General features: G+C 70.5%; 23 protein-coding genes. 11 read left to right on the top strand and 12 right to left on the bottom strand.

All coding sequences use genetic code 11. The annotated features are described in order from the left end of the window. The first annotated feature begins 2 nt into the window (after window positions 1–2). Together HQQ88_RS15910 and HQQ88_RS15905 are read left to right on the top strand one after the other, a co-directional pair. Entirely contained in the window at window positions 3–350 is a 348-nt protein-coding gene (locus tag HQQ88_RS15910; RefSeq protein ID WP_254067182.1) for a monovalent cation/H(+) antiporter subunit G, read from the top strand. A 67-nt stretch (window positions 351–417) separates the two neighbouring features. Next, a complete protein-coding gene (locus tag HQQ88_RS15905; protein ID WP_173170208.1) occupies window positions 418–1650 on the top strand; it encodes an ATP-binding protein in 1233 nt (410 codons plus the stop codon). Window positions 1651–1705: 55 nt separating this feature from the next. On the opposite strand, the gene HQQ88_RS15900 is transcribed toward HQQ88_RS15905, so the two are convergent. Then, window positions 1706–2971 carry an MFS transporter gene (locus HQQ88_RS15900; RefSeq protein ID WP_131881058.1) on the bottom strand — a complete coding sequence of 422 codons (1266 nt, stop codon included), beginning with the start codon at window positions 2969–2971 and terminating at the stop codon, window positions 1706–1708. A gap of 206 nt (window positions 2972–3177) precedes the next feature. Here HQQ88_RS15900 and HQQ88_RS15895 point away from each other — a divergent pair, with 206 nt between their 5' ends. Continuing rightward, the gene (locus HQQ88_RS15895; protein WP_123294602.1) at window positions 3178–4224 is read left to right on the top strand and encodes an aldo/keto reductase; all 1047 of its coding nucleotides are present in this window, start codon (window positions 3178–3180) and stop codon (window positions 4222–4224) included. 8 nt (window positions 4225–4232) lie between these two features. On the opposite strand, the gene mgrA is transcribed toward HQQ88_RS15895, so the two are convergent. After that, window positions 4233–5276, bottom strand: a complete 1044-nt coding sequence (gene mgrA / locus HQQ88_RS15890) for an L-glyceraldehyde 3-phosphate reductase (protein WP_173170206.1) — start codon at window positions 5274–5276, stop codon at window positions 4233–4235. A gap of 147 nt (window positions 5277–5423) precedes the next feature. Here mgrA and HQQ88_RS15885 point away from each other — a divergent pair, with 147 nt between their 5' ends. From HQQ88_RS15885 to soxR, 3 genes are all read left to right on the top strand, one after another. Continuing rightward, window positions 5424–5879 (top strand): iron chaperone, encoded by a 456-nt coding sequence (locus HQQ88_RS15885; RefSeq protein WP_133938943.1) that lies wholly within the window; start codon window positions 5424–5426, stop codon window positions 5877–5879. 50 nt (window positions 5880–5929) lie between these two features. Continuing rightward, on the top strand, window positions 5930–6976 hold the full coding sequence (locus HQQ88_RS15880; protein ID WP_173170204.1) for a YdcF family protein: 1047 nt from the start codon (window positions 5930–5932) through the stop codon (window positions 6974–6976). Window positions 6977–7073: 97 nt separating this feature from the next. Next, the gene (gene soxR / locus HQQ88_RS15875) at window positions 7074–7556 is read left to right on the top strand and encodes a redox-sensitive transcriptional activator SoxR (protein ID WP_173170202.1); all 483 of its coding nucleotides are present in this window, start codon (window positions 7074–7076) and stop codon (window positions 7554–7556) included. On the opposite strand, the gene HQQ88_RS15870 is transcribed toward soxR, so the two are convergent. Next, window positions 7553–7993, bottom strand: a complete 441-nt coding sequence (locus HQQ88_RS15870) for a MarR family winged helix-turn-helix transcriptional regulator (RefSeq protein ID WP_216834907.1) — start codon at window positions 7991–7993, stop codon at window positions 7553–7555. The genes soxR and HQQ88_RS15870 overlap by 4 nt on opposite strands. 46 nt (window positions 7994–8039) lie before the next feature. Between HQQ88_RS15870 and HQQ88_RS15865 the strand changes: the two genes are divergently transcribed. Beyond that, window positions 8040–9281: a multidrug effflux MFS transporter gene (locus HQQ88_RS15865; protein ID WP_173170200.1), complete on the top strand. Its 1242-nt coding sequence runs from the start codon at window positions 8040–8042 to the stop codon at window positions 9279–9281. 9 nt (window positions 9282–9290) lie between these two features. On the opposite strand, the gene HQQ88_RS15860 is transcribed toward HQQ88_RS15865, so the two are convergent. After that, entirely contained in the window at window positions 9291–9989 is a 699-nt protein-coding gene (locus HQQ88_RS15860; protein WP_173170198.1) for a phosphatase PAP2 family protein, read from the bottom strand. 89 nt (window positions 9990–10078) lie between these two features. Between HQQ88_RS15860 and poxB the strand changes: the two genes are divergently transcribed. After that, window positions 10079–11803, top strand: a complete 1725-nt coding sequence (gene poxB / locus HQQ88_RS15855; RefSeq protein WP_173170196.1) for a ubiquinone-dependent pyruvate dehydrogenase — start codon at window positions 10079–10081, stop codon at window positions 11801–11803. 66 nt (window positions 11804–11869) lie between these two features. Here poxB and HQQ88_RS15850 read toward each other — a convergent pair whose 3' ends face one another. Then, complete coding sequence (locus HQQ88_RS15850) at window positions 11870–12553, bottom strand: SDR family NAD(P)-dependent oxidoreductase (protein WP_173170194.1); 684 nt, start codon at window positions 12551–12553, stop codon at window positions 11870–11872. Between the two features lie 101 nt (window positions 12554–12654). On the opposite strand from HQQ88_RS15850, the gene HQQ88_RS15845 reads away from it, so the two are divergent. Continuing rightward, window positions 12655–13497 (top strand): helix-turn-helix transcriptional regulator, encoded by an 843-nt coding sequence (locus tag HQQ88_RS15845; RefSeq protein WP_173170192.1) that lies wholly within the window; start codon window positions 12655–12657, stop codon window positions 13495–13497. Window positions 13498–13643: 146 nt separating this feature from the next. Here the strand turns inward: HQQ88_RS15845 and HQQ88_RS15840 are convergent, their stop codons facing one another. The 3 genes from HQQ88_RS15840 to HQQ88_RS15830 form a co-directional block, all read right to left on the bottom strand. After that, window positions 13644–13943: a Dabb family protein gene (locus HQQ88_RS15840; RefSeq protein ID WP_173170190.1), complete on the bottom strand. Its 300-nt coding sequence runs from the start codon at window positions 13941–13943 to the stop codon at window positions 13644–13646. 29 nt (window positions 13944–13972) lie between these two features. Beyond that, complete coding sequence (locus HQQ88_RS15835) at window positions 13973–14860, bottom strand: SDR family oxidoreductase (protein ID WP_173170188.1); 888 nt, start codon at window positions 14858–14860, stop codon at window positions 13973–13975. Window positions 14861–14981: 121 nt separating this feature from the next. After that, complete coding sequence (locus HQQ88_RS15830) at window positions 14982–15713, bottom strand: trypsin-like serine protease (RefSeq protein ID WP_123671152.1); 732 nt, start codon at window positions 15711–15713, stop codon at window positions 14982–14984. 171 nt (window positions 15714–15884) lie between these two features. Between HQQ88_RS15830 and HQQ88_RS15825 the strand changes: the two genes are divergently transcribed. Together HQQ88_RS15825 and HQQ88_RS15820 are read left to right on the top strand one after the other, a co-directional pair. Continuing rightward, window positions 15885–16508 carry a TetR/AcrR family transcriptional regulator gene (locus HQQ88_RS15825; protein WP_173170186.1) on the top strand — a complete coding sequence of 208 codons (624 nt, stop codon included), beginning with the start codon at window positions 15885–15887 and terminating at the stop codon, window positions 16506–16508. Next, window positions 16505–17212: an NAD(P)-binding domain-containing protein gene (locus HQQ88_RS15820; RefSeq protein WP_173170184.1), complete on the top strand. Its 708-nt coding sequence runs from the start codon at window positions 16505–16507 to the stop codon at window positions 17210–17212. Before HQQ88_RS15825 ends, HQQ88_RS15820 begins: the two co-directional genes overlap by 4 nt. A gap of 16 nt (window positions 17213–17228) precedes the next feature. Here HQQ88_RS15820 and HQQ88_RS15815 read toward each other — a convergent pair whose 3' ends face one another. From HQQ88_RS15815 to HQQ88_RS15800, 4 genes are all read right to left on the bottom strand, one after another. Beyond that, the gene (locus tag HQQ88_RS15815; RefSeq protein WP_173170182.1) at window positions 17229–18266 is read right to left on the bottom strand and encodes a carboxypeptidase-like regulatory domain-containing protein; all 1038 of its coding nucleotides are present in this window, start codon (window positions 18264–18266) and stop codon (window positions 17229–17231) included. 97 nt (window positions 18267–18363) lie between these two features. Next, entirely contained in the window at window positions 18364–19626 is a 1263-nt protein-coding gene (locus tag HQQ88_RS15810) for a type II toxin-antitoxin system HipA family toxin (protein WP_173170180.1), read from the bottom strand. Further along, complete coding sequence (locus HQQ88_RS15805) at window positions 19623–19838, bottom strand: helix-turn-helix domain-containing protein (RefSeq protein WP_173170178.1); 216 nt, start codon at window positions 19836–19838, stop codon at window positions 19623–19625. Before HQQ88_RS15805 ends, HQQ88_RS15810 begins: the two co-directional genes overlap by 4 nt. 250 nt (window positions 19839–20088) lie before the next feature. After that, entirely contained in the window at window positions 20089–22224 is a 2136-nt protein-coding gene (locus HQQ88_RS15800; protein ID WP_173170176.1) for an Ig-like domain repeat protein, read from the bottom strand. Window positions 22225–22335 lie beyond the last annotated feature (111 nt).

Here is a 22335-nt window from a genome sequence, read left to right as displayed (position 1 = left end):
AGATGATCCAGGCGTTCCTCGACGGCGCCGGCGTGCGGGCGTGGATCGCGCTCGCCCTCCTGCTGATCGGCTCGCTGCTGTCCCTCGGCGCCGGGGTCGGCATCGTGCGGTTCCCGGACCCGCTCGTCCGCCTGCACGCCATGGCGAAGCCGCAGGTGCTCGGGCTGGCGTTCGGGCTGGCCGCGATCGTCGTCGCGGTGGGGACCTGGTCGGCGTTCTGGGTCGTCCTGCCCATCATGGTGTTCCAGCTGTTCCTGGTGCCCGTCTCGACGCACATGATCGCGCGCGCCGGGCTGCGTGCCGACGACTACCGGCACGAGGACCTGTTGGTCGACGACACCGAGTCCTGATCTTTCGGGGTTTATCCCATTTTATCTGCGATGACTAAAACGCGGTAAATCCGCTAAGGTCTCGCGCATGGACAGCGTGAGGAATCCCTACACTCCGAACGCCGGAGCGACTCCCGAGATCGTTGCGGGACGCTTCGAGCACACCCGCGCTTTCGAAGTGCTCCTCCAGCGGCTCGCCCGTGGGCGTACAGACCAGTCGCTGATCATGACCGGGCTCCGAGGCGTCGGGAAGACGGTGCTGCTCAACGAGTTCGCGGAGTTGGCGCGAACGGCGAACTGGGAGGTCGTCGAGCTGGAGGCGAGCAAGCACGACGATGGACAGTTCCGGCAGACGATGGCCTCGCTCCTCCGGTCGGCACTGCTCCAGATCTCTCCACGCAAGCGATGGACGGATCGCGCGCGGCGGGCGGCCGAAGTCCTGACCGCCTTCGGCATGTCCGTGGACCACACCGGTACGTGGTCGATGACCTGGGACGTCGAGCCGGCCGAGGGGCTGGCTGATCACGGAGACCTCGCCCTTGATCTGACGGACGTCCTCGTCGCGCTCGGACAGGCTGCGCAGGAACACGGTCGGGGCGTCGCGATCCTCGTGGACGAAGTACAGTTCCTGCGGTCAGTGCAGCTCGAAGCCATGATCCAGGCCCTGCACAAGACAGTCCAGCGCAAGCTCCCGATCACCTTCGTCGGCGCCGGGCTCCCCCAGATCGCCGAGCTCGCTGGCGACGCGAAGTCCTACGCGGAGCGCCTCTTCAGATTCCCGGAGATCGACTCGCTCGGGGACGACGACGCCAGGGAGGCGCTCATCCGCCCCGCCGAGCTGGAGGAGGCCTCATTCGCTTCCGACGCCGTCGACCTCGCACTGGAGATCACCAAGGGCTACCCCTACTTCCTCCAGGAGCTCGGGTACCAGGCCTGGGAGATCGCAGCTGGTCCCGAGATCACCGCCGACGACATCGACGCCGCTCGCGAGGGGTACCTCACCAAACTCGACCGGTCCTTCTTTCGGGTGCGCCTCGACCGCGCAACAGGACTGCAGACCGCCTACCTCCGTGCCATGGCGGAGCTCGGACCGGACGCGCACAAGGCCGCTGATGTTGCTCGAGTCCTCAAGCGGGAGTCCACGCAACTCGGGCCGACTCGAGCGGAGCTGATCGACATGGGCCTCCTGTACACCCCCGAACACGGATACGCAGCGTTCACTGTCCCGGACTTCGACCAGTTCATGCTTCGAGCCGTGCCGGAGCTCGTGGTCCCGGAAGTCCGACGCCGCGCTCGTCGAAACAGCGACGGCCATCCCTGAACGGCGACAGGGACCGGACGCCGAGGAGACCGCGATCGGCCCGGTGCGATCTGCTTCAGGCGGCGGTACGGCGCCGCAGCAGCAGGTTGACGACGGCCGCGAGCACGACGACCGCTGCCGAGGCCGCGGGGAGCACCATCGCGACGGACGTGCCGTGCTGCTCGGCCAGGTCGCCCGTGATGGCGGAGGCGATCGACTGCCCGACGATCACGGCGGATCCGAGGATCGTCATCGTGGTCGCGGACCGGCCGACCGGTGAACGGTCCGACCCGAGGCTGTACTGGGCGACGAGGGTCGGACCGATGCCGACGCCCATGATCGCCAGGACGATGCCGACCGCCACGACGGAGTCGGCCTGCGAGAACGCGATCGCGCCGCCGAGCAGGACGACACCGAACACGAGCCAGCGCCAGCCGAGGCCGAACGACCGCGGGAACGCTGCGGACCCGAGCGCGAGTCCGGCCGAACCGATGCCCATCAGGCCGTAGAGCAGGCCGGCCTGGGACGCCTCGCCGTGGGTCTCCATGAACGCCGTCAGCGACGTCAGCGTCGAGCCGAAGAACAGGCCGATGCCGAGGATCCCGACGACCACGACGACGAGCCGCGGACGCAGGAGCTGGCGCGCCGGGGCCTGGGTCAGTTCCTCGTGCTGCCCGAGCACGAGCTTGCCCGTGGGGTGCAGCGCGAAGGCGGTCACGAACACGAAGGTCAGGGCCGAGGCGCCCGCCACGGCGACCCACGGTGCGATCGCGCTGGCGAGGATGCCGACCAGGAACGGGCCGATGATGAAGACGGTCTCGTCGGCGGCGGACTCGTACGCCATCGTGCCGCTGAGGGTCTTCTCGCGGCGGGCCGGTCGCATGCGCTGCGCGATGATGGCGACGAGCCGGGTCCGGGACATCGGCGCGACCTGGGGCGCGGACGCCCCGATGCAGAACGCCATCGCGAGCACGGCGAGGTCCGGCGCGCTGCCGCTGACGACGAAGGGGAACGCGCCGAGCAGCGCGGCGTTGACGAGGCCGACGGGGACGAGCACGGCACGCTGGCCGAACCGGTCCGCGGCGGCGCCGACCATCGGTCCGAACACCGCGGCACCGATGCCGACCGAGGCGGAGTTGACGCCACCGAGGGCGACGGAGTCACGCGCGGCCACGACGAGGGTGAGGACCCCGACGACCATCATGGCGAACGGCAGGCGGGCGATGAACGCCACCGGGAAGTACCAGCGTCCGGCGAGGGAGACGAGCGAGGCGTCTCCGGCGGTCGCGGTGTCCGTGCGCTCCGGGGCGGGCGCAGACGGGGTGGGACTGGTGTGGAGCATGGGGGTGTGCCTTCTCGGCCCGGCCCGGTTCGGTGGGGGCGGACCCATCGGGTGCCGCCGTTGTCCGCCGGGGAGCCGGCGGCCGGTAGATACACACTGCGTGTTTCAGAACTGCGCCCATCGTACCAACCGTTCCGGTCGGGGCCAGGGGTAATGCTTCGTCACCGGACCGTCCTGCGGCCCGCACGGCCAATATCGTGGCGCGCATGGAACAGCGACGCATGGGGCGCACGGGGGCGCCCGTCAGCTCGCTGACGCTCGGGACGCGTGCCGTCGCCGGCGTCGCGGCCCACGACCCGTCGGCCGGTGTGACCCTCGTGCTCGAGGCGCTCACCCGCGGCGTGACGTCGGTCGACGTCTCGGACGCCGACGGCGCGGGCCTGGCCGAGACCGCGGTGGGCGCGGCGATCGCCGGACGGCGCGAGGACGTGTTCCTGTCGGTGCGGTTCGGCGCCCCGGTCGACCAGGACCCGGCGCACCGGGGCAACGGGCGGCGGTGGATGTTCCGTGCCGTGGAGCGGAGCCTGCAGCGACTCGGCACCGACGTCATCGACCTGTACCAGCCGGCACTGCCGGACCCGGCGACGTCGCTCGACGAGACGCTCGACGCCCTCGCCGACCTGGTCGCACAGGGCAAGATCCGCGCGTTCGGCCTCCCCGGGTTCCCGGCCGAGGAGCTCGTCGAGGCGCAGTGGCTCCGGTCCGGGTCGAAGAGCGCCACCGCGACGCACGTGCCCTACTCGATCCTCACCCGCACGGCGGAGCGCACGGTGTTCCCGGTCGCCCGTCGCTTCGGTCTCGGGGTCCTGGCCGGAGCACCCCTCGCCGGCGGCTGGCTCGCGGGCACCTACCGCAACGGCACCGTTCAACCACGCTCACCGCACGTCGACGAGCACCCGGACGCGTACGACATCGGCGCCCCGCGGAACCGTCGGAAGCTCGAGGTCGCCGACCGGCTCGGACGCCTGGCCGACGACTCCGGCTTCACGGTGTCGGAGCTCGCGGTCGCCTTCGCCCTGACCCACCCGGACGTGTCCTCGGTGGTGATCGGGCCGCGCACCGTCTCCCACGTCGACGCCTACGTGCAGGCGTCCGAGATCGTCCTCGACGACGGGCTGCTCGACGCGATCGACGCGATCGTCGCGCCGGGTACCCACGTGCTCGAACGGGACACCGGGTTCGCGCTGCCGGCGCTCAGCCGCGAGCGACTCCGCGGTCGCACCCCGGTGGGCGCGGGACCGAACCGCTCGTAGGTCCGCGGTCAGGAAACCTCGCCGGCACGCGCTCCCGCCCACAGGTCGACGTCGGTGATGCCGACGGAGTGCTCGTCGATGGTGCGGAGCTCCTCGTCGGTGAACGAGGTGTTCGCCAGCGCCGCGACGTTGTCCTCGAGCTGCGACACCTTCGACGCCCCGATCACGAGCGAGGTCACCCGCTCGTCACGGAGCGCCCAGGCCAGGGCGAGCTGCGCCAGGGACTGTCCACGAGCGGCGGCGACGTCGTTCAGTGCTCGGAGGTGCCCGACGACCTCCGAGGTGATGCTCGACGCGTCGAGCGACTTGCCGGCGGCGGCTCGGGAGTCCGACGGCACCCCGTCCAGGTACTTGCCGGTGAGCAGGCCCTGGGCGAGCGCGGTGAACCCGATCACGCCGAAGCCCAGCTCGCCGGCGGCGTCGAGCAGCCCCTCGGTCTCGATCCAGCGGTTGAGCATCGAGTACGACGGCTGGTGGATGAGGAGCGGGGTACCGAGGTCGCGCAGGATCGCGGCGGCCTGGCGGCTGCGTTCCGCGTCGTACGACGAGATGCCGACGTACAGCGCCTTGCCCTGCTGGACCGCCGTGTGCAGCGCGCCCATCGTCTCCTCGAGCGGGGTCGAGGCGTCGAGTCGGTGCGAGTAGAAGACGTCGACGTAGTCCAGGCCCGTCCGCTGCAGGGACTGGTCGAGCGAGGCGAGCACGTACTTCCGCGAACCGCCGCCCTGGCCGTACGGACCCGGCCACATGTCCCACCCGGCCTTGGTCGACACGACCATCTCGTCGCGGTACGGCCGGAAGTCCTCACGCATCAGGCGCCCGAAGTTCACCTCGGCCGCACCGTAGGGCGGGCCGTAGTTGTTCGCGAGGTCGTGGTGCGTGATGCCGAGGTCGAAGGCCCGACGGCTGATCGCGCGCTGCGTCTCGAACGGCACGTCGTCACCGAAGTTGTGCCAGTACCCCAGGGAGAGCAGCGGCAGGTCGAGGCCCGAGCGGCCGGTGCGGCGGTACGTCATCGAGTCGTAGCGGTCGTCGCTGGCGATGTAGGTCATGGTCCGAGCCTGCCACCAGCGCCATCGGACGAGCGCAACGAGCGCAACGAGCGCGTTCGGACGAGCGCGACGAGCGCGACGAGCGCCACGAGCGCCACGAGCGTGATCGGGTGCATGATCGACGCACCGACACGGAAGGCCACCACCATGGCACGGACGACGAAGACCGAGGGCACCTTCACCGACGAGGAACGCGCGGCGATGCAGGAGCACGCCGCCGAGGTCAAACGCACCCGCGGCACGAAGGGCACCAAGGCGGAGAAGGCGGCAGCGGACGCCGCCGCGGTCGAGGCGAAGATCGCCGAGATGCCCCAGCCGGATCGCGGACTCGCGGAACGCATCCACCGCATCGCGCTCGAGGTCGCGCCCGACCTCGCGCCGAAGCTCTGGTACGGCATGCCCGCGTACTACCAGGACGGCAAGGCGGCGTTCTTCTTCCAGGACGCCGCGAAGTTCAAGGCCCGGTACGCGACGCTCGGGTTCCAGGACTCTGCCGCACTCGACGACGGGACGTTCTGGCCGACGTCGTGGGCGATCACGCCGGAGTTCTCCGAGGCGGACGAGGCGACCGTCGCCGACCTGATCCGCCGCGCGGTCGCCTGACCCCGCGGCCGGTACCGTGAGCGCATGACCGCGCTCCGTTCGGCCGACCGATGACCTCCGTGGGGGTGCCGGCCTGCTTCGCGCTGGTCTTCCTGCTGCTGTACGTCGTGAGCAGGCGGCGTGACCCGCGGATGCTCCGGAACGGCGTGTTCCTGACGGCCGCCGCGTTCTTCGCGCTCGCGACGGCCGTGACCGCGCTGACGCTCGTGGTCCCCGGGTTCAGCCTGGTCGTCGGCACCGTGCTGCTGCTCGTCCCGCTGGCGGTGGTCGTCCTCGGCGTGGCCCTCATCGCGAACGGGTTCCGGATGCTCCGCTCCGAGGGGCGCAGTCTCGGCAACACCCTGTCGTTGGTCGCGGGGGTGCTCGTGTTCGTGCTGCCGGCGGTGGCGATCGCGCTGTTCGTGTCCGCGAGCGGTGAGGGGTTCACGCTCTGGGACGGCGCCCGGATCGCGGTCGCCGTGCTGATGGTGTTCGTGTGCGGGTACTTCGCCGTGTCCCTCGTCGCGTTCGCCGTGTACTCCGTCGTCTACGGCCGGATGCGTCACGGCACCGTGCCGGACACGATCGTCGTCCTCGGTTCCGGGCTGGTCCGCGGTGAGGTGCCGCCCCTGCTCCGCAGCCGCCTCGACCGCGCACTCGTCGTGTACCGTGCCGAACGGGCCGCCGGGCGTCGGCCGCTGCTGATCCCCTCCGGCGGGCAGGGCGACGACGAACCGCGCGCCGAGGGCACCGCGATGGCCGAGTACCTGCTGGCGAACGGGGCGGACCCCGACGACGTCCGGCCCGAGACCGAGTCCCGCAACACCCGCGAGAACCTGCGGTTCTCCCGCGCCGTGCAGGCCGAGGCCGGGCGCGACGGTCAGGTCGTCGTGGTCACGAACGACTACCACGTGCTCCGCGCCGCCACCCTGGCCCGCCGGCTCGGCCTGCCGGCGCAGGTGGTCGGCTCGCCGACGGCGCCGTACTACGTGCCGAGTGCGTTCCTGCGCGAGTTCGTCGCGGTGGTCGTCGAACACCGCTGGCTCAACGTGGTGGCGTGCACGCCGTTCGTCCTGTTCACCGCGTTCCTGCTCTGGGAGTCGTTCCAGCAGCGGTAGACGCGACCAGCGGACCGTCGGGAGGCCCGTGGCGGGCCCGCCACGGGCCTCCCGTCCGCCCGTTCGTCGCGTGGAGATCCACCGTAGGATCTCGACCATGGTCGAGATCCAGCCGCCCCGCCCGACCGACCTGCTCCCGATCGGCGAGATCGTCCGACGCACCGGCGTCGCCGCGTCGGCCCTGCACTTCTACGAGCGCAAGGGCCTGATCCGCCCCGAGCGCACCGACGGCGGCACGCGGATGTACCCGCGACACGTCGAACGGCGGATCGCGATCATCCAGGTGGCGAAGCGCCTCGGCATCCCGCTCCGTGAGGTCGCCGAGCAGTTCGGCACGCTGCCGGCCGACCGGATGCCGTCCCTGCGCGACTGGAACCGGCTGAACGAGCGGTGGCGCGCACGGCTGCGGGCCCGTCAGCTCGAACTCGAGCGGCTGCAGCAGGAGATGACGCAGTGCATCGGGTGCGGCTGCGTCTCGCTCGGGGCGTGCTCGGTCGTGAACCCGGGCGACACGCTCGGCGACGAAGGCCACGGCGCTCGGCGGCTGCTGCCGATCGAGGACGACGCCCCGCAGGACTAGACCCCGCGGAGTGCCTCGTCGATCCGGTCGAGCAGCGCGAGGGCCTCGGGCAACCCGGCGTCGTCGTCGCCGAGCGCGTCGCGGAGCTTGCCGGCCCAGTGCGCGCGGAGGCGTCCGATGCTCTCCCGCGCCACGTCGGTCGAGTGCAGCTGCACGGTCCGCGCATCGTCCGGGTCCTGCCGACGTTCGACCATCCCCTTCTCCACCAGGGACCGCAGCGCGACGCTGAGGTTGCTGCGCTTGAGTGCCGTCGCCTCGGCCGTCGCGCTCGGCGAGGTGCCGGGGTTGCGGTCGACCCAGCGCATCACGAGCGCCTCGGTCCCGGTGAGCGGCACGATGTCGAGCGCCCCGGCACCGTGCGGGTCGATCTCCCGCGAGATCCGCAGCACGACGTCGGCGAGGTCGGCGAGGACGTGGTCGGACACGGCGGAGTGCATGTCCGTACTGTACCGAGGATCGGCAATGAGTTATGCTTTCATAACAATGACCACGGACACCGGAACCATCCGCGCGCACGCCGCGACACCCACGACCAAGCAGCAGGGCATCACGACACCGCTGCTGCTGGTGCTCGGCCTGCTCAGCGCCGTCGCCCCCTTCGCCACCGACCTGTACCTGCCGGCGTTCCCGCAGATGACCACCGAGCTCGGCGCGAGCGCCACCACCGTGCAGCTCACCCTGACCGCGTTCCTGGTCGGTGTCACGGCCGGCCAGCTCGTCTTCGGCCCGCTGTCCGACCGGTTCGGCCGCGTGCCGCCGCTCATCGCCGGCGCGGCACTGTGCGTCCTCGCGAGCGTCGCCGCCGTGTTCGCACCGAACATCGGCGTGCTCATCGCGGCCCGACTCCTGCAGGGCCTGGGCGGTGCGGCCGGCATGGTGATCAGCCGTGCGGTCATCTCCGACCTGGCGACCGGCAAGCCCGCAGCCCGCGCGTTCTCGCTCATGATGATCGTCGGCGGGGTCGCCCCCGTCGTCGCTCCGCTGCTCGGTGGCCTGCTCACCGGCCCGATCGGCTGGCGCGGCCTGCTGTCGATCGTGCTCGGCCTGTCCGTGGTCATGCTCGTCGCGGTGCTCGCCGTCATCCGTGAGACCCACCTGAAGGCGCACCGCGACGTGCTGCGCGAGGAGCGCAAGGGCTCCGGTTCGCCGCTCCGTGCGCTGCGCTCCCGCACCTTCCTCGGGTACATCGCCGTGTTCGGCTTCGCGTTCGCCGTGATGATGGCGTACATCTCGGCCTCGCCGTTCCTGTACCAGGACATGATCGGGCTCGGCACCGTCGGCTACGGTCTGGCGTTCGGGCTGAACGCGCTGGCCCTGATGGGCGTGAGCATCGTGTCCGCCAAGCTCACCGAGACGCGCTCGGTCACCGGCGTGCTGTCGCTCGGCATCGCCCTGGTGTTCGCGTCGACGGTCGCGTTCGCGCTGCTCGTCGTCTTCGCGGCGCCGGTGTTCTGGCTCGCGGTCCCGCTGTTCACCGCGGTCGGGTCGCTCGGACTGGTGCTCGGCAACGCCACGGCGCTGGCGCTCGGTGCGGTCCCCGCCGCTGCCGGCAGCGCGTCGGCCGTGCTCGGCGCGCTGCAGTTCGGGCTCGCGGCGCTGGTGTCCCCGCTCGTCAGCATCGGCGGCTCGGTGACGGCGGCACCGCTGGCGATCGTGATGCTCGCGTCCGCCGTGGTGGCCGTCGTGGCGCTGCTCGTCGCCCGGGGTCGCACCCGCCTGGCCTGACCCGGTCGGTCACCGCGCCCGCAGGAACGGGATCCGCGGCATGAGCCAGTCGACCCACACCACCCGCACCCCCGGGGCCACGGCGAGCGCCCACAGGATCGAGGCCACCGCGTCGGTCGGGTAGTGCACCGCGTCGATCGACACCGAGAAGAACACGACCACGATCGCGACGACCCCGAGCGTCAGTGCGAGTCGGTGCCACCGGGTCTCGCGCAGCAGCCAGATCAGCGCGATCACGAACGCCGTGATGTAGACGGTGTGCCCGCTCGGGTACCCGGGGTCGGGCTGCACCGGGAACGGGTGCGGCAGCACGGCGACGTCGGGCCTGGCGCGGTGGACGATCTCCTTCACGACCGCGGACGGCACCCACGTGATGGCGATCGTGCCGCCGAAGGCCAGGGCCGGACGGAGACTCCGGGTGCGCCACCAGATCACGGCCGCGACGACGACGGTGATCCCGATCGCCGGCCCAGGACTGATGACGTGGTAGACCGCCGTGGTGAACGCCCCGATCGCGCCGGTGTGCAGGGCGTTCAGGGCCTTCGACAGTCCGAGGTCGACCGTGCCGAGGGCGAACCCGACGAGCGTGATGACGACCACGGCGATGACCGCGATCGCGACGGAGACGAGCGGGTAGGGCGACGGCTCGAGGATCCCGGTGCCGTCGGACTCCGGTCGGCGGGGGCGGAGCAGCGGCGCGTCGGTCATCCGACCATCGTCCCAGCCCGGACTCCGACCACGGGTCCGGCGAGCCTCTGAAAGCACTCAGCGCAGCCGCCCGCGAGTAGACAGGAGGCATGCCAACCGTTGCCGAGAACATCGTCGCCACCCTCCGCAAGAACGACGTCGCCCGCGTCTACGGCCTGCCGGGGGACTCCCTCAACGGCTTCACCGACGCCCTGCGAAAGGACGGCACGATCCGGTGGGAGCACGTCCGCCACGAGGAGGCCGCTGCGTTCGCCGCGAGCGCCGAGGCCGAACTGACCGGCGAGCTCGCGGTCTGCGCCGGCAGCTGCGGCCCGGGCAACCTGCACCTGATCAACGGCCTGTTCGACGCCAACCGGTCGCGCGTCCCGGTCCTCGCGATCGCCGCGCACATCCCCACCGCCGAGATCGGCTCCGGCTACTTCCAGGAGACCCACCCGCAGGAGCTGTTCCGCGAGTGCTCGGTCTACGTCGAGTACGTCGCCGACCCGACGCAGATGCCCCGCCTGCTCGAGATCGCGATGCGCGAGGCGGTCGAGAAGCGCGGGGTCGCGGTACTCGTGATCCCCGGCGACGTCCTGCTCGCGGAGGCGAAGGACGACCGCACCACCCGCATCGAGCGCACGACGCCCCGCATCGTGCCCAGTGAGGCCGAGCTGCTCCGCACCGCCGAGCTGCTGAACGGCGCCGACAAGGTCACGATCCTGGCCGGCGCCGGTGTCGCCGGGGCCCACGACGAGGTCATCGCGCTGGCCGAGCGCCTGCAAGCCCCGATCGTGCACGCCCTGCGCGGCAAGGAGCACATCGAGTGGGACAACCCCTACGACGTCGGCATGACGGGCCTGCTCGGCTTCGCGTCCGGGTACCGCGCGATGGAGGACGCCGACGTCGTGCTCATGCTCGGCACCGACTTCCCCTACCAGCAGTTCTTCCCCGCCAAGGCGAAGCACGTGCAGGTCGACATCCGCGGGTCGCAGCTCGGCCGGCGGCACCCCGTCGACATCGGCCTGGTCGGCACCGTCAAGGACACCGCGCTCGCCCTCATCCCGCTGCTGACCGGTTCGCACCCGACGAAGCACCTCGAGGAATCGCTGAAGCGCTACCGGAAGACCCGCGAGAAGCTCGACGACCTGGCCGTCCCCGCGGGCCGGAAGAAGCCCCTGCACCCGCAGTACGTCGCCCGGGTGCTCGACCGGATCGCCGCGCAGGACGCCGTGTTCATCCCGGACGTCGGCTCCCCCGTCGTGTGGGCGTCGCGCTACCTCACGATGAACGGCAAGCGTCGCCTGATCGGCTCGTTCGTGCACGGCACGATGGCGAACGCTGTCCCGCAGGCGATCGGTGCGCAGACGGCGTTCCCGGACCGCCAGGTGATCGCGCTCGCGGGTGACGGCGGGCTGACGATGCTGCTCGGCGAGCTCATCACGATCGTGCAGAACAAGCTGCCCGTGAAGATCGTCGTGTTCGACAACTCGTCGCTGAACTTCGTCGAGCTTGAAATGAAGGCCGCCGGGTTCGTGAACTACGGCACCGAGCTGCAGAACCCGGACTTCGCCGCGGTCGCCGAGGCGATCGGCATCAAGGGCTTCAAGGTCGACGTGTCCGACGACTTCGAGGAAGCGATGGCCGCCGCGCTCGCGCACGACGGCCCCGCGCTCGTCTCGGTGCGCGCGAACCGGCAGGAGCTGTCGATGCCCCCGGCGGTCACGCTCGAGCAGGCGAAGGGCTTCACGCTCTACGCCATCCGCACGGTGCTGTCCGGTCGCGGCGACGAGCTGCTGGACCTCGCGTCGACCAACGCGCGGCAGCTGCTGTAGACGCGACCGGATGACGGCCTGGAGGCCCGTGGCGGCGCAGCCACGAGCCTCCAGGCCGTCACGACGTCACCACCCGAGCGGCTGGCCGTCCTCCAGGAACACGCCGGTCGGGCCCTCCGGGCCCACGCTCGCGGCGGCCGCGACGGTCGCCGCGCTCACCTCGACGGGGCGACCGTGCGGGTTCGGCACCCCACCGAGCTCGGTCGCCGTGTAGCCGGGCTCGAGGACCACGAAGCGCACCTCGGGTGCGATGCGGGCGTACTGCACCGTGAGCATCGAGACGGCCGACTTGCTCGCGCCGTAGACCGCGGCCTGCACGGTCGACGCCGCACTGTCCGGGTCGTGGACCGCCGTGAACGAGCCGAGCGCGCTCCCGACGTTGACGACGAGGGGGCTGGCCGATCGGCGCAGGATCGGCAACGCGGCCTCGGTCGTGCGGACGATGCCGACGGCGTTCGTGTCGAACACGGCGAGCGCGTCCGGTCCGTTGAGACCCCACATCGCGATGCCGGCGTTGTTGACCAGGACGTCCAGGCCGCCGTTCGCGTCGATGTGCGCGAAGGCCGCGCCGATCGAGTCGTCGTCGCGGACGTCGAGCTGCACGGAGCGGGCGCCGATCTCGGCGGCGACGGCCGCTCCCTGGCCGGCGTCGCGAGCGCCGATCCAGACGGTGTGGCCGGCTGCGACGAGTTGGCGGGCGGTTTCCTTGCCGAGGCCACGGGTGGCGCCGGTGATGAGTGTCGTTGTCATGGGTCCAGCGTCACGCTCGACGCGGTCGGCAGGGAGTCGCCCGGTTGTCGTAGGACTGCTGGGGCCAGGACGCGGCCGCGACGTGCGCGCAGACTGGTGACATGGCGGACACGGACTTCGGGCACACCCTGCGACGGCTCCGCGACCACGTCACCCCGGCTGCGGCCGGCATGACCGTCGGGCCACGACGTCGGGCGGCCGGGCTGCGGCGCGAGGAGCTCGCGGGCCTCGCGGGGATCTCCGCCGACTACCTGACCCGCCTGGAGCAGGGTCGCGCGACGTCGCCGTCCGCCCAGGTGGTCGAGGCACTGACGCGTGCCCTCCGGGTCTCGGACGCCGAACGGGAGCTGCTGTACCGGCTCGCCGGACATGCGACGCCGGGCGCGGACGTCGTGCCGTCGCGGATCCCGCCGAGCGTGCAGCGGCTGCTCGACCGGCTGGCGGACACCCCGGTCGCGGTGCTCGACGCCGCCGGGAACCTGCTCGTGACCAACGCTCCACACGAAGCCCTGATGGGACCGATCGGCGGGATGCGTGGGAACGAACGGAACACCGCCTGGCGGCACCTGGTCGGTGCCGGCAGCCGCGCCGTGCACACGCCCGCGGAACAGGCGGCGTTCGAGGAGAACCTGGTCGCCGGACTCCGGATGACCGCGGCTCGCTACCCGCTCGACCGGCAGTTGCAGCAGCTCGTGCGGGACCTGCGGGCGGCGAGCCCGCGGTTCGTCGAGCTGTGGGACTCGGGTGCGACGACCTTGGGCGAGACGGCCCGCCGCAAGGTGATCGACCACCCCGACGTCGGGCTCATCACGCTCGACTGCGACACCCTGGTCGTCGGGCCGGAGGACCTGCGGATCCTGGCGTACACGGCGGTGCCGGGGTCGGTGGACGCCGAGCGGTTGGCACTGGCGATCGTGCTGGGGACGCAGTCGTTGGTGGAGTGAGCTGGGGGGGGGCGGCGAGGCGCGGCGCGGCGCGGACGCACTGCGCACAACCACAGTGACCGCGAACCGTGTGTTCGCGCGGTTCGTAGTGACTTTGGTTGTGCCGCACGCAAGGAGCGCACCGTGTCGCGGAACGGTGCGCTGCTCTACGCGGAGTCTTCGACGTCGAACACCACGACCCGGGCACTCGCCCCGCCGATGAACTGCGCCACCGGCCGGTGCTCCGGATGCGGCAGGTACCCGGCGAGCGCCGCCCGGTCGCGGAACCGCACCACGAGCATCCAGTGGAACCCGCCCTCCAGCCCCTCGGTGCTCACGCTCGTCCCCGACTGCACCGACTCGACACCGTCGATCCGCGGCAGGTGCTCGCGCGACAGGGCATCGGCCTCGGACGACCGGTCCGCTCCGTCCCACTCGACCAGCACGGTGTGCGTCACTCCTGACACGTGGTCTCCTTCGTCTGTCACGACGCCGATCAGAACGCGGGCGTTCCGCCGGCGATCGTGATCGTCGACCCTGACTGGTAGCTCGACTCCGGGCTCACCAGGTGCACGTACGCGGCACCGAGCTCGGCAGGCTGTCCCGGACGGCCGAACGGCGAGGTCTCGCCGAAGTGCGACACGGTCTCGGCGTCGTCGGATCCCGGCTGCAGCGGCGTCCAGACCGGTCCGGGGGCGACGGAGTTCACACGGATGCCCTTCGGTGCGAGCTGCTGGGCGACGGCCTCGGTGAAGAGCTTGATCGCGCCCTTCGACACGGCGTAGTCGATCTTGTCGGCCGAGGGCGTCGATGCCTGGATCGAACCGGTCGTCACGATGGTGGAGCCCGGCTCGAGGTGCGGCACCGCTGCCTTGGTCAGCCAGAACAGCGAGTAGATGTTGGTCTTGAACGTCGAGTCGAACATCGACGTGTCGAGGGTCAGGATGTCCTCGTTGCTGTCCATCCGGCCGGCGACCATGACCAGGGTGTCGAGGCCGCCGAACTCGTCGACGCCCTTCTGCACCAGGTCCTTGCAGTACTGCTCGTCGGAGATGTCCCCGGGGAACAGGACGGCGCGACGCCCCTCGGAATCGAGCAGGTCGCGGACCTGTTCGGCGTCCTCCTGCTCGTCCGGCAGGTAGGACAGCACCAGGTCGGCACCCTCACGCGAGAGGGCGATGGCGGCGGCGCGACCGATGCCGGAGTCGGCGCCGGTGATGATGCCGCGGTAGCCGGTGAGGCGTTCCCGGCCGACGTAGCTCTCCTCGCCGTGGTCGGGCTTCGGGTCCATCTTCCACGCGGCACCCGGCAGCGACTGCTCCTGCTTCGGGTACGGCGGGGCCGGGTAGAGGGTGTTCGGGTCGCGCTTGTCGTACTGGCTCATGCGTTCCACTGTCGTCGTCGCGCGTGGACGCGCGTTCAGCCGCTGCGGTCCTGGGACACGGCTGATGACGGACGGGAGGCCCGTGGCGGCGTCGCCACGGGCCTCCCGTCCGCCACGTGGTTCAGACGCCGGCCGTGGTCCGGATCCAGGACGAGGCCTGCGACAGCAGGGCGTAGTTCGAGCCGGCCTTGGTGTCGGCGCCGGGGTCGGCGCTGTCACCGGTCGAGCAGACGGCGACGACCTTGCCGTTCACGAGCAACGGGCCGCCGGAGTCACCGTGGTTCGAGGCGCCGGTCACGCCCGTGAGGTGCTGCGCACGACCGCTGTAGGCATCGGTGCTCGCGCCGGTGAGCGAGACGGTGGCCTGGTAGAGCCCGTCGGACTGGGTCGCGTTCGCGCGCAGGCCGTAGCCCTGGATGGTGCCGGTCCCGCTCGACTTGGCGGTCGCGGTGAGGTCGAGGGGCGCGTAGGTGGACAGCGAGTAGGCGGTCCGCAGGTGGACGAGCGCGATGTCGCCCGCAGGCGAGGCACTGACGCGGTCGACGGCGACGGCCGTGCCCCGGTTGGTCGTGGAGTTCGAGTGGTAGACGTTCATCGCGCCGATGCCGTCGATGCAGTGGCGGGCGGTGAGGATCCACGAGGCGTTGATCTGCTCGCCGGTGCAGTTGCTGACGTAGCCCGACGGGATGGAGCCGCCCGACGCTTCGAGCTGGACGGCCCACGAGGTGGTGGGGGCCTTCTCGCCACCGACGACCTTCGTGCTGGCCGGCAGTGCCGAGGCGGGTGACGCGGCGAACACACCCGCGGTGATGACGGCCGCGGCGGCGAACGCGGCTGCGATGGACTTCTTCATGACGACTCCTCTGTCGGGGGAAGCACCTGACCCGTTGCGCTGTGCAACTAGGCAGCATCCTGACCCTCGTTCGGGGGCCGCGCCAGTCCGCACTTCGGCGGACGGCCGAAAGGGAGATAGTCTCCTCTTGCGAGTTCCGGAGACAGTCTCCGGTGAGAGGACTGAACCCGTATGGCGACCACCACCCGAGCAGGCCGCGCTCCCCGAGCTGACGCGCAGCGCAATCGGGACCACATCCTGGACGTCGCCGAGCAGCACTTCTCGGCGCACGGCGTCTCCGGCTCGCTCGATGCGATCGCGAAGCAGGCCGGCGTCGGCGCCGGCACCCTGTACCGGCACTTCCCGAACCGGGAGTCCTTGCTGGCAACCCTGCTCGCCGCCCGCGATGACGCCCTCGTCGCGCGACGCGATCGGCTCCTCGCCGGGTCGGTGGCCACCGCCGACGCGCTGGCAGGCTGGCTCGACGCAGTCGTCGAGTGGGCCAGCGCCTTCGACGGGCTGCCGGACCCGTTGCGCACCGCGACGATGACCGACTCTTCCCCGCTGTCGATGACCTGCGAGGGGTTCGTCACGACGACCGCTTCGTTCCTGCGCGCTGCGCAGGAGGACGGCAGCGCCCGACGCGACGTGCGCGCACGCGATCTGTTCCTCGCGGCATTGGCCATCAGCTGGGTGCGAGGAGCAGCCATGGCGGACGCCACGACCACCGGTGCCCTCACGGCGCTGCTCAGGAGCGGCTGGACGGCCCCACCCACCGACGACCACGAACCAGCGACGCAAGGAGCACGACCATGACACGCATCGGCATCATCGGCAGCGGAGCGATCGGGAGCGCGATCGCCAGACGGGCCGTCACGGCCGGGCTCGAGGTCCTCGTCGCGAACTCACGCGGGCCGGAGTCGCTCGCCGACCTCGTCCACGAACTCGGGCCCCGCGCGCAGGCTGGCGACGCTCGAGCTGCCGCCCGGTTCGGGGACGTCACGGTGCTGACGGTCCCACTCGCTTCCTACCGGGCCCTGCCGCTCGACGCGCTGGCCGGCAGGACGGTGCTGTCCACGGGCAACTACTACCCCTACCGAGACGGCCGGATCGAGGAGCTGGACACGCTGACGAGCACGACCGCCGAGTACGAGCAGTCGCTGCTACCGGGTGTCGCGCTGGTCAAGGCGTTCAACAACATCGTGGCCCACCACATCCCGACGCAGTCCGGCTCCGAGCCGCGCACGGCACTGGCGGTCGCGGGGGACGACGCCGGGGCGAAGGCGTCCGTCTCGTCGATCGTGGACGCCCTGGGGTTCGACACCGTCGACTCCGGGAGTCTGGCGGAGTCGTGGCGCTCCGAGCCGGAGTCCGGTGCCTACACGCCGATCTACGCGGCCGATCCGGAGGGGTTCGCACGCGACCACCTCGCCGACCCCGGCGCACCCGTCAGCGCGGACCAGCTCCGTAGACTCCTCGCGGCGTCGCAGCGACCCGACGTCGCCGCCCGCGAGTTCTGAGCAGACGACGAAGCCGTCAGCGGGTGCTCCAGAACGAGATCGAGCGGCTCTCGTCGCGGATGACGATCGTGTGCGACGCCGCACGGTCCGCCACCGGACGGTTGCCCTCGCCGCCGTACCAGTACGAGACGTACCGGCGCTGGCTCGGCGACCAGCCGACGACCTCGACCTTGTAGCGTCCGGGGCTCAGCACCGCGCCGAAGGTCCCGCCCCGACCGGGCGACCAGTAGCTGAGGTGCGTGTCGAAGGTGCTGCCGATCGACTCGCCGTACACGTGGACGGTGGCGCCGGTGAAGTCGGTGTCGAGCTGCGGGTTGAGGATCCCGGTGAGGGCGACGCCCCGGGTCGAGCTCGCATCGATGCCGTCCACGACCGTCTCGGTGCGGCCCCCGACCTGGTGCGCGACCCGGACGTACGAGCGCTCCGCAGTGGAGCCGGGATCACGGTGGAAGCCCCACGACTCGTTGCGCAACGCCGGCCACGAGTCGAGCGTCTCGTCGTGCGCGTTGACCTGCACGCTGTAGTCGTCGCTCGGCAGGCCGTGCACCCAGTAGTGACCGTCGGGCGAGGTGACGGTCCGCCGCACGGTGCCGGTGTTCCAGCCACGGACGACGACCGCTGCGCCGGACAGGTCCGCGCCGTACGGGTTGTGGGCGGTGCCGCCGATCGAGGCACCCCGCCGCACCACGAGCACGACGGTCTCGTGCCCACCGGCGCTGACCACGACGCCGGTCCGCTCCGCCGGGACCACGTCGTCGAAGCCGTACGAGCCCTCGCGTTCACCGTGCAGCGTCCAGGTGCCTGCCGGGACCGCGTCGAACGTCATCCGGCCGCGGCGGTCGCTCGTCGCCGAGTCAGCGGTGCTGCCGTCCGGGGTGCGGAGGTCGACGACCACGCCCTCCATCGCGAGCGGCCGCTTCTCCGGGTCGGTCAGCATGACGGTGAGCGCACCGTCGTCCGGAGCGGCCACCGCCGCGGTGACGGGCGCGATGAGCACGCCGATCAGTGTGAGTGCGATCGTGATCCCGACCGTCGCGCGTCGTCGTCCCGTCATGGTGTGCCCCTGGTCCCCTGGTGGGGCCGCCCCTGGCCCCGGTGGAGTGGAGCGTAGCCGCGACCCGCGCGGAGCGCGCGGTCGCTCTCCGCTCAGCTCACCAACCGCGACGCGTCGCGTTCCGTGCCACAGCGTCGGCGAGCTCTCGACCGAATGGCTCCTCCACCGTTGCCGCCGCCTGCGCGAACGCTGCGGCGACGCCGGAGGTGATGTTTCGGTAGCGATCGGTTGCCTCGTCCGGAGCGATGTCCAGGGACCTGCCGATGTCACGGAACTGCTCCTCACCGATCCCGTCGAAGCGGTACTCGTCGCCGACGGACATCGCGCCGCGCAGCGTCGAACCGTCAGCTGACGGGTACGCAGCGTGTGAGCCGAGGTCGTACAGAGGCGCCAGGCGGACAGAGGGGCCGTCGAGGAGGAGCGAGTAGTTCTTCGCGTGAGCATCCGTTCCGAGCATCGCGACGTTCAGCACCAGCGCCTCGAAGAACCGTCGCTGCGCATCACGGCGTTCGTCGGGCTGCGCGATGGCTCCGCGGAGGAGCACCGCGATCTGCTTCGCCGATGGTCCGCCCTCTTCCTGGTACTTCCTGGACGGGTAGACGGACAGCGCTTGGCAGAGGTCCTCCTGGTGGAGCCGACGCCATGACCCGTCATCGTCACGGACTCGGTCGTACCGCTTGCTGACGAACACCCGGGCGCCGGTTGAGGTCCGCAGCAACTCGTGGTCCGCGACCTGCAGCCCGAGGAGCCGAGCGGCCTCCATCGACACGTACTCGTTCACGTCGTGGTCCGGCATCGTCGCGATGACCGGCTTGATGATGTGGGTCGTCGGGGTCGAGTCCTGCGGCACACCCCAGGTCCCGTCGTCGAAGCGGAACAGGGCGGCTTTGCTCTGCGCGCCCGCGAGCGACCACCGTCCGGCGTTCATCGTGCCGCCCCACGATCCCGGGTTGCGCGCGAGCGCGTCGACCAAGCCGTCGAAGTCGTCGTCCGTCAGGCGGTGCACGGCACCACGCCGGACCGCCGCGTCCGAGGAGTCCGTCGCCGGAGGGAGCAGCTGCACGGCACCAGCGGCATCACGGCCGAGGCGCTCAAGCAGCCGGAACGGGTTCTCGGTGACGTGGTGCTCCGAAGCGAGTTCGCGCAGCCGCTCCGGGCTGTCGGGAAGCAGTCCCGCGAGGAACGGTCCGGCCGCCTTTGCCTTCCATCTGGCGCGGCCGGTTCGCATCGACAACGACACCGGGGTCGCGTCGGGCAGGTTCCGGTACGCCTCGTCGTAGGTGAAGGTGGTGTTCCCACCGGTGCTCATCTCGAAGGCGCCGACCGGCACGCCGTCGAGGAACGTGCGCAGCTCGCTCATCGGTCGCGCTCGTGCGCCTCGAGGACCAGGCCCAGGACGGTCAGCGCGTCGAAGGCAAGACGGAGCTGTGCGGTGCCTTTCCCGCCCTCGAACTCGTTGACCCATCGGCGGCTGACACCCATCCGCTCGGCGAGCTCAGCCTGGGACCAACCGAGATGCGTGCGGCGCTCGTGGACGAGATCGCCCAGTGCAAGGGCAGTGTCGACTCGCATGTACGCCTCCGCTGTAATCGTCCGGTTACAGCGTAACCCTGTCACCGATCGCTTACAAGCACCACCAGTAACCCATCGCTTACACAACGTGTTCGGAACCGATCGATCCCACGGAGCCTTGCGGTCGTGGTGGTCGCCGTGGTCGGCACGCCCGTGGCGACCGTCGTCCTCGCTTCACGATTGCGCAGTCCTGAGCGACGTACGAGGGCCCCGCGACCGGAGTCGCGGGGCCCTCGCTGGTGCGCTGGTGTTACTTGATGACGATCGACTGCACCGGGCTGGTGCTCGTCGTCAGGGTGTCGGTACCGGCGAAGACGGCGTGCAGCTTGTGCGTGCCCTTCTTCAGCGCGAGCGCCGAGGTGACCTTGCCGTTCTTGACGGTGACGGTCGCCAGGCGCTTCGTGCCCTGGTAGATCCGCGCGGTGCCGTTCACGGTGAAGCCCGTGGCCTTGACCTGCACGGTCGCCTTGCCACCGCTGTACTTGAGCGCCGTGCGGGACGGGGCCTTCGTGACGGTGACGGTGGTGGCCTTCGCGGTCGCCGAGTCGGTGCCCGAGAAGGTCGAGTCCGCGTTGGCGAACTTGGCGGTGAGCGAGTGCGTGCCGATGGCCAGGGCGCTCGGGAGCGTCATGGTCGCGGTGCTGTTCTTGACGGGGACGGTGCCGAGGACCTTCTTGCCGTCCGAGACCGTCAGCGTGCCCTGCTGCTTGCCGATGCCACCGGCGATGGTCGCGGTGACCGTGGCCGGCTTCGCCGCGTTGACGGTCTGCGACGCGGCGGAGACCGCGAGCGTCGTGGTGGTCGCGGGCAGCGTGGCGTGCAGGTCGAACTGGTCGACGGTCGAACCGATCGCGGCCGGGTCGGCGGTGGCGGTCGGCTGGAGCGTCACGCCGCAGCTGTCGACGTTGCCGTGCTGGACTGCCGAGTTGAGCGTGGTGCAGTCGCCGGCGCGGATGTCCTGCACGGAGAGCTTCTCGTCGGTGACCGAGACCTTGACGAAGGAGCGGACGTGCTCCTGGTTCTCGACCGAGTTGGCCCAGTGGCGCTTGCCCGTCGGGTCGAGCGGGTCTGCGCCGTAGCCGCTCTGGGTGGCGTCCGGAGTGGTCAGGTCGTAGTACTTCGAGCCGGAGGCCGAGTTCGCCGTCATGTAGATGACGCCGCCGGGGCCGGAGAAGACCTCGGGAGCAGCGGGCTGCTCGTTGACGTTGGCCTTCTTGCCGTTCTTGATCGCGTAGCTGCGCGAGTAGGAGTGGTCGTGGCCCTGCAGGACGAGGTCGACGCCCATGTCGGAGAACGCACGCGTGAAGTCGAACCGGCGCTGCTGGTTGTCCTTGTCGTTCGCGTGGTCGGCCGGCGAGTAGATCGAGTGGTGGTAGACCAGCGTGGTCCACTTCGCGTCGTCGCCGTAGCGGTTGATGACGTCGCGCACGTAGTTCACGTGGGCAGCGTCCGATCCGGCCGCGTAGGCGTTCGAGTTGATGTCGATGAACAGGACGCCCTTGTACATGTACCAGTAGTCGCCACCCGAGTTCGCGGTGGTGTTGCCGCCCGGGTAGAAGTCCGGCACCTTGAGCGAGTTCGGCACCTGGTTGTGCTGCTCGTACGCCTTGCCGCCGACGTCGTGGTTGCCGATGGTCGAGGCCCACGGGTAGCGCTTGAGGACGTCGCTGCTGTCGGCGAACGCACCCCACTCGTACTCGTTGTTGGCGTGCTCGATCTGGTCGCCACCGGAGACCAGGAGCTCGGCGTCCGGCTCGGTCGTCGTGGCGTACCGCAGCGTGTCCGCCCAGCCGGCGCCGTCGTCGTCGACGTAGCCCGACGAACCGATCTGCGGGTCACCGAAGAACAGGAAGTCGAAGTCGCCGGAGAAGCTCTTCGTGGTGAACGTGTACGACGCCGACCAGGCCGACCCGTCCGCCGCACCGACGTGGTACGTGTACGAGGTGTTCGGCTCGAGGTCCGAGATCGTGGCGTGGGCGTTGATGTAGCCCGACTCGGCGGCGATGCCGTCGATGCTCTTCGTGTTCGAGTCCGTCGTGCTCGTGTCGACTGCGGTGTTCGCGGCCTTCGACGCGGCGATCGTCGACTTGGCGTCGGTGAAGACCCCGTCGGTCATCGATGCGGTCTTCTGGATCTCGAGCGACTGCGCGACGTTCGTCGGGAAGTACCACGAGGCGATGCGCTGGCTCTCGGTGGCACCGACGCCCAGCAGGATGTGGAGCGGGCCGCCGGTGGAGATGTTGGTGGTGGGGGTGTTCGTCGCGGCGGAGGCGACGTTCGTGCCGACCATCGAGGCGCCGGCGATGAGCGCGGCCCCGAGGACGGCTCCGCACACGCGGAGGGTGGTGGTTCTGCGCCGTGTGGTGGCGCCGGACAGGAGACTCATGGTGGTCCGTTTCTCAGACGTGGGATGGTGCAGCACGGAAGACTCTGCATGCACTGCGAAACGTCTTGGTAAACGCTGAGTGACAAGTCGTCGCTGTTCAGGAGCGGACCA

The sequence above is a fragment of the Curtobacterium sp. VKM Ac-2861 genome (genome assembly GCF_013204965.1).
Classification (GTDB): Bacteria; Actinomycetota; Actinomycetes; order Actinomycetales; family Microbacteriaceae; genus Curtobacterium.
Note: the sequence above shows the minus strand (reverse complement) of the source record. Positions and strands in the feature narration are given on the sequence as shown.

What these genes read in the sequence shown, in the direction of transcription:
- HQQ88_RS15910 (WP_254067182.1), top strand. Translation starts at nt 3, where the DNA reads ATGATCCAGGCGTTCCTCGACGGCGCCGGCGTGCGGGCGTGGATCGCG.
- HQQ88_RS15905 (WP_173170208.1), top strand. Translation starts at nt 418, where the DNA reads ATGGACAGCGTGAGGAATCCCTACACTCCGAACGCCGGAGCGACTCCC.
- HQQ88_RS15900 (WP_131881058.1), bottom strand. Translation starts at nt 2,971, where the DNA reads ATGCTCCACACCAGTCCCACCCCGTCTGCGCCCGCCCCGGAGCGCACG.
- HQQ88_RS15895 (WP_123294602.1), top strand. Translation starts at nt 3,178, where the DNA reads ATGGAACAGCGACGCATGGGGCGCACGGGGGCGCCCGTCAGCTCGCTG.
- mgrA (WP_173170206.1), bottom strand. Translation starts at nt 5,276, where the DNA reads ATGACCTACATCGCCAGCGACGACCGCTACGACTCGATGACGTACCGC.
- HQQ88_RS15885 (WP_133938943.1), top strand. Translation starts at nt 5,424, where the DNA reads ATGGCACGGACGACGAAGACCGAGGGCACCTTCACCGACGAGGAACGC.
- HQQ88_RS15880 (WP_173170204.1), top strand. Translation starts at nt 5,930, where the DNA reads ATGACCTCCGTGGGGGTGCCGGCCTGCTTCGCGCTGGTCTTCCTGCTG.
- soxR (WP_173170202.1), top strand. Translation starts at nt 7,074, where the DNA reads ATGGTCGAGATCCAGCCGCCCCGCCCGACCGACCTGCTCCCGATCGGC.
- HQQ88_RS15870 (WP_216834907.1), bottom strand. Translation starts at nt 7,993, where the DNA reads ATGCACTCCGCCGTGTCCGACCACGTCCTCGCCGACCTCGCCGACGTC.
- HQQ88_RS15865 (WP_173170200.1), top strand. Translation starts at nt 8,040, where the DNA reads ATGACCACGGACACCGGAACCATCCGCGCGCACGCCGCGACACCCACG.
- HQQ88_RS15860 (WP_173170198.1), bottom strand. Translation starts at nt 9,989, where the DNA reads ATGACCGACGCGCCGCTGCTCCGCCCCCGCCGACCGGAGTCCGACGGC.
- poxB (WP_173170196.1), top strand. Translation starts at nt 10,079, where the DNA reads ATGCCAACCGTTGCCGAGAACATCGTCGCCACCCTCCGCAAGAACGAC.
- HQQ88_RS15850 (WP_173170194.1), bottom strand. Translation starts at nt 12,553, where the DNA reads ATGACAACGACACTCATCACCGGCGCCACCCGTGGCCTCGGCAAGGAA.
- HQQ88_RS15845 (WP_173170192.1), top strand. Translation starts at nt 12,655, where the DNA reads ATGGCGGACACGGACTTCGGGCACACCCTGCGACGGCTCCGCGACCAC.
- HQQ88_RS15835 (WP_173170188.1), bottom strand. Translation starts at nt 14,860, where the DNA reads ATGAGCCAGTACGACAAGCGCGACCCGAACACCCTCTACCCGGCCCCG.
- HQQ88_RS15830 (WP_123671152.1), bottom strand. Translation starts at nt 15,713, where the DNA reads ATGAAGAAGTCCATCGCAGCCGCGTTCGCCGCCGCGGCCGTCATCACC.
- HQQ88_RS15825 (WP_173170186.1), top strand. Translation starts at nt 15,885, where the DNA reads ATGGCGACCACCACCCGAGCAGGCCGCGCTCCCCGAGCTGACGCGCAG.
- HQQ88_RS15820 (WP_173170184.1), top strand. Translation starts at nt 16,505, where the DNA reads ATGACACGCATCGGCATCATCGGCAGCGGAGCGATCGGGAGCGCGATC.
- HQQ88_RS15815 (WP_173170182.1), bottom strand. Translation starts at nt 18,266, where the DNA reads ATGACGGGACGACGACGCGCGACGGTCGGGATCACGATCGCACTCACA.
- HQQ88_RS15810 (WP_173170180.1), bottom strand. Translation starts at nt 19,626, where the DNA reads ATGAGCGAGCTGCGCACGTTCCTCGACGGCGTGCCGGTCGGCGCCTTC.
- HQQ88_RS15805 (WP_173170178.1), bottom strand. Translation starts at nt 19,838, where the DNA reads ATGCGAGTCGACACTGCCCTTGCACTGGGCGATCTCGTCCACGAGCGC.
- HQQ88_RS15800 (WP_173170176.1), bottom strand. Translation starts at nt 22,224, where the DNA reads ATGAGTCTCCTGTCCGGCGCCACCACACGGCGCAGAACCACCACCCTC.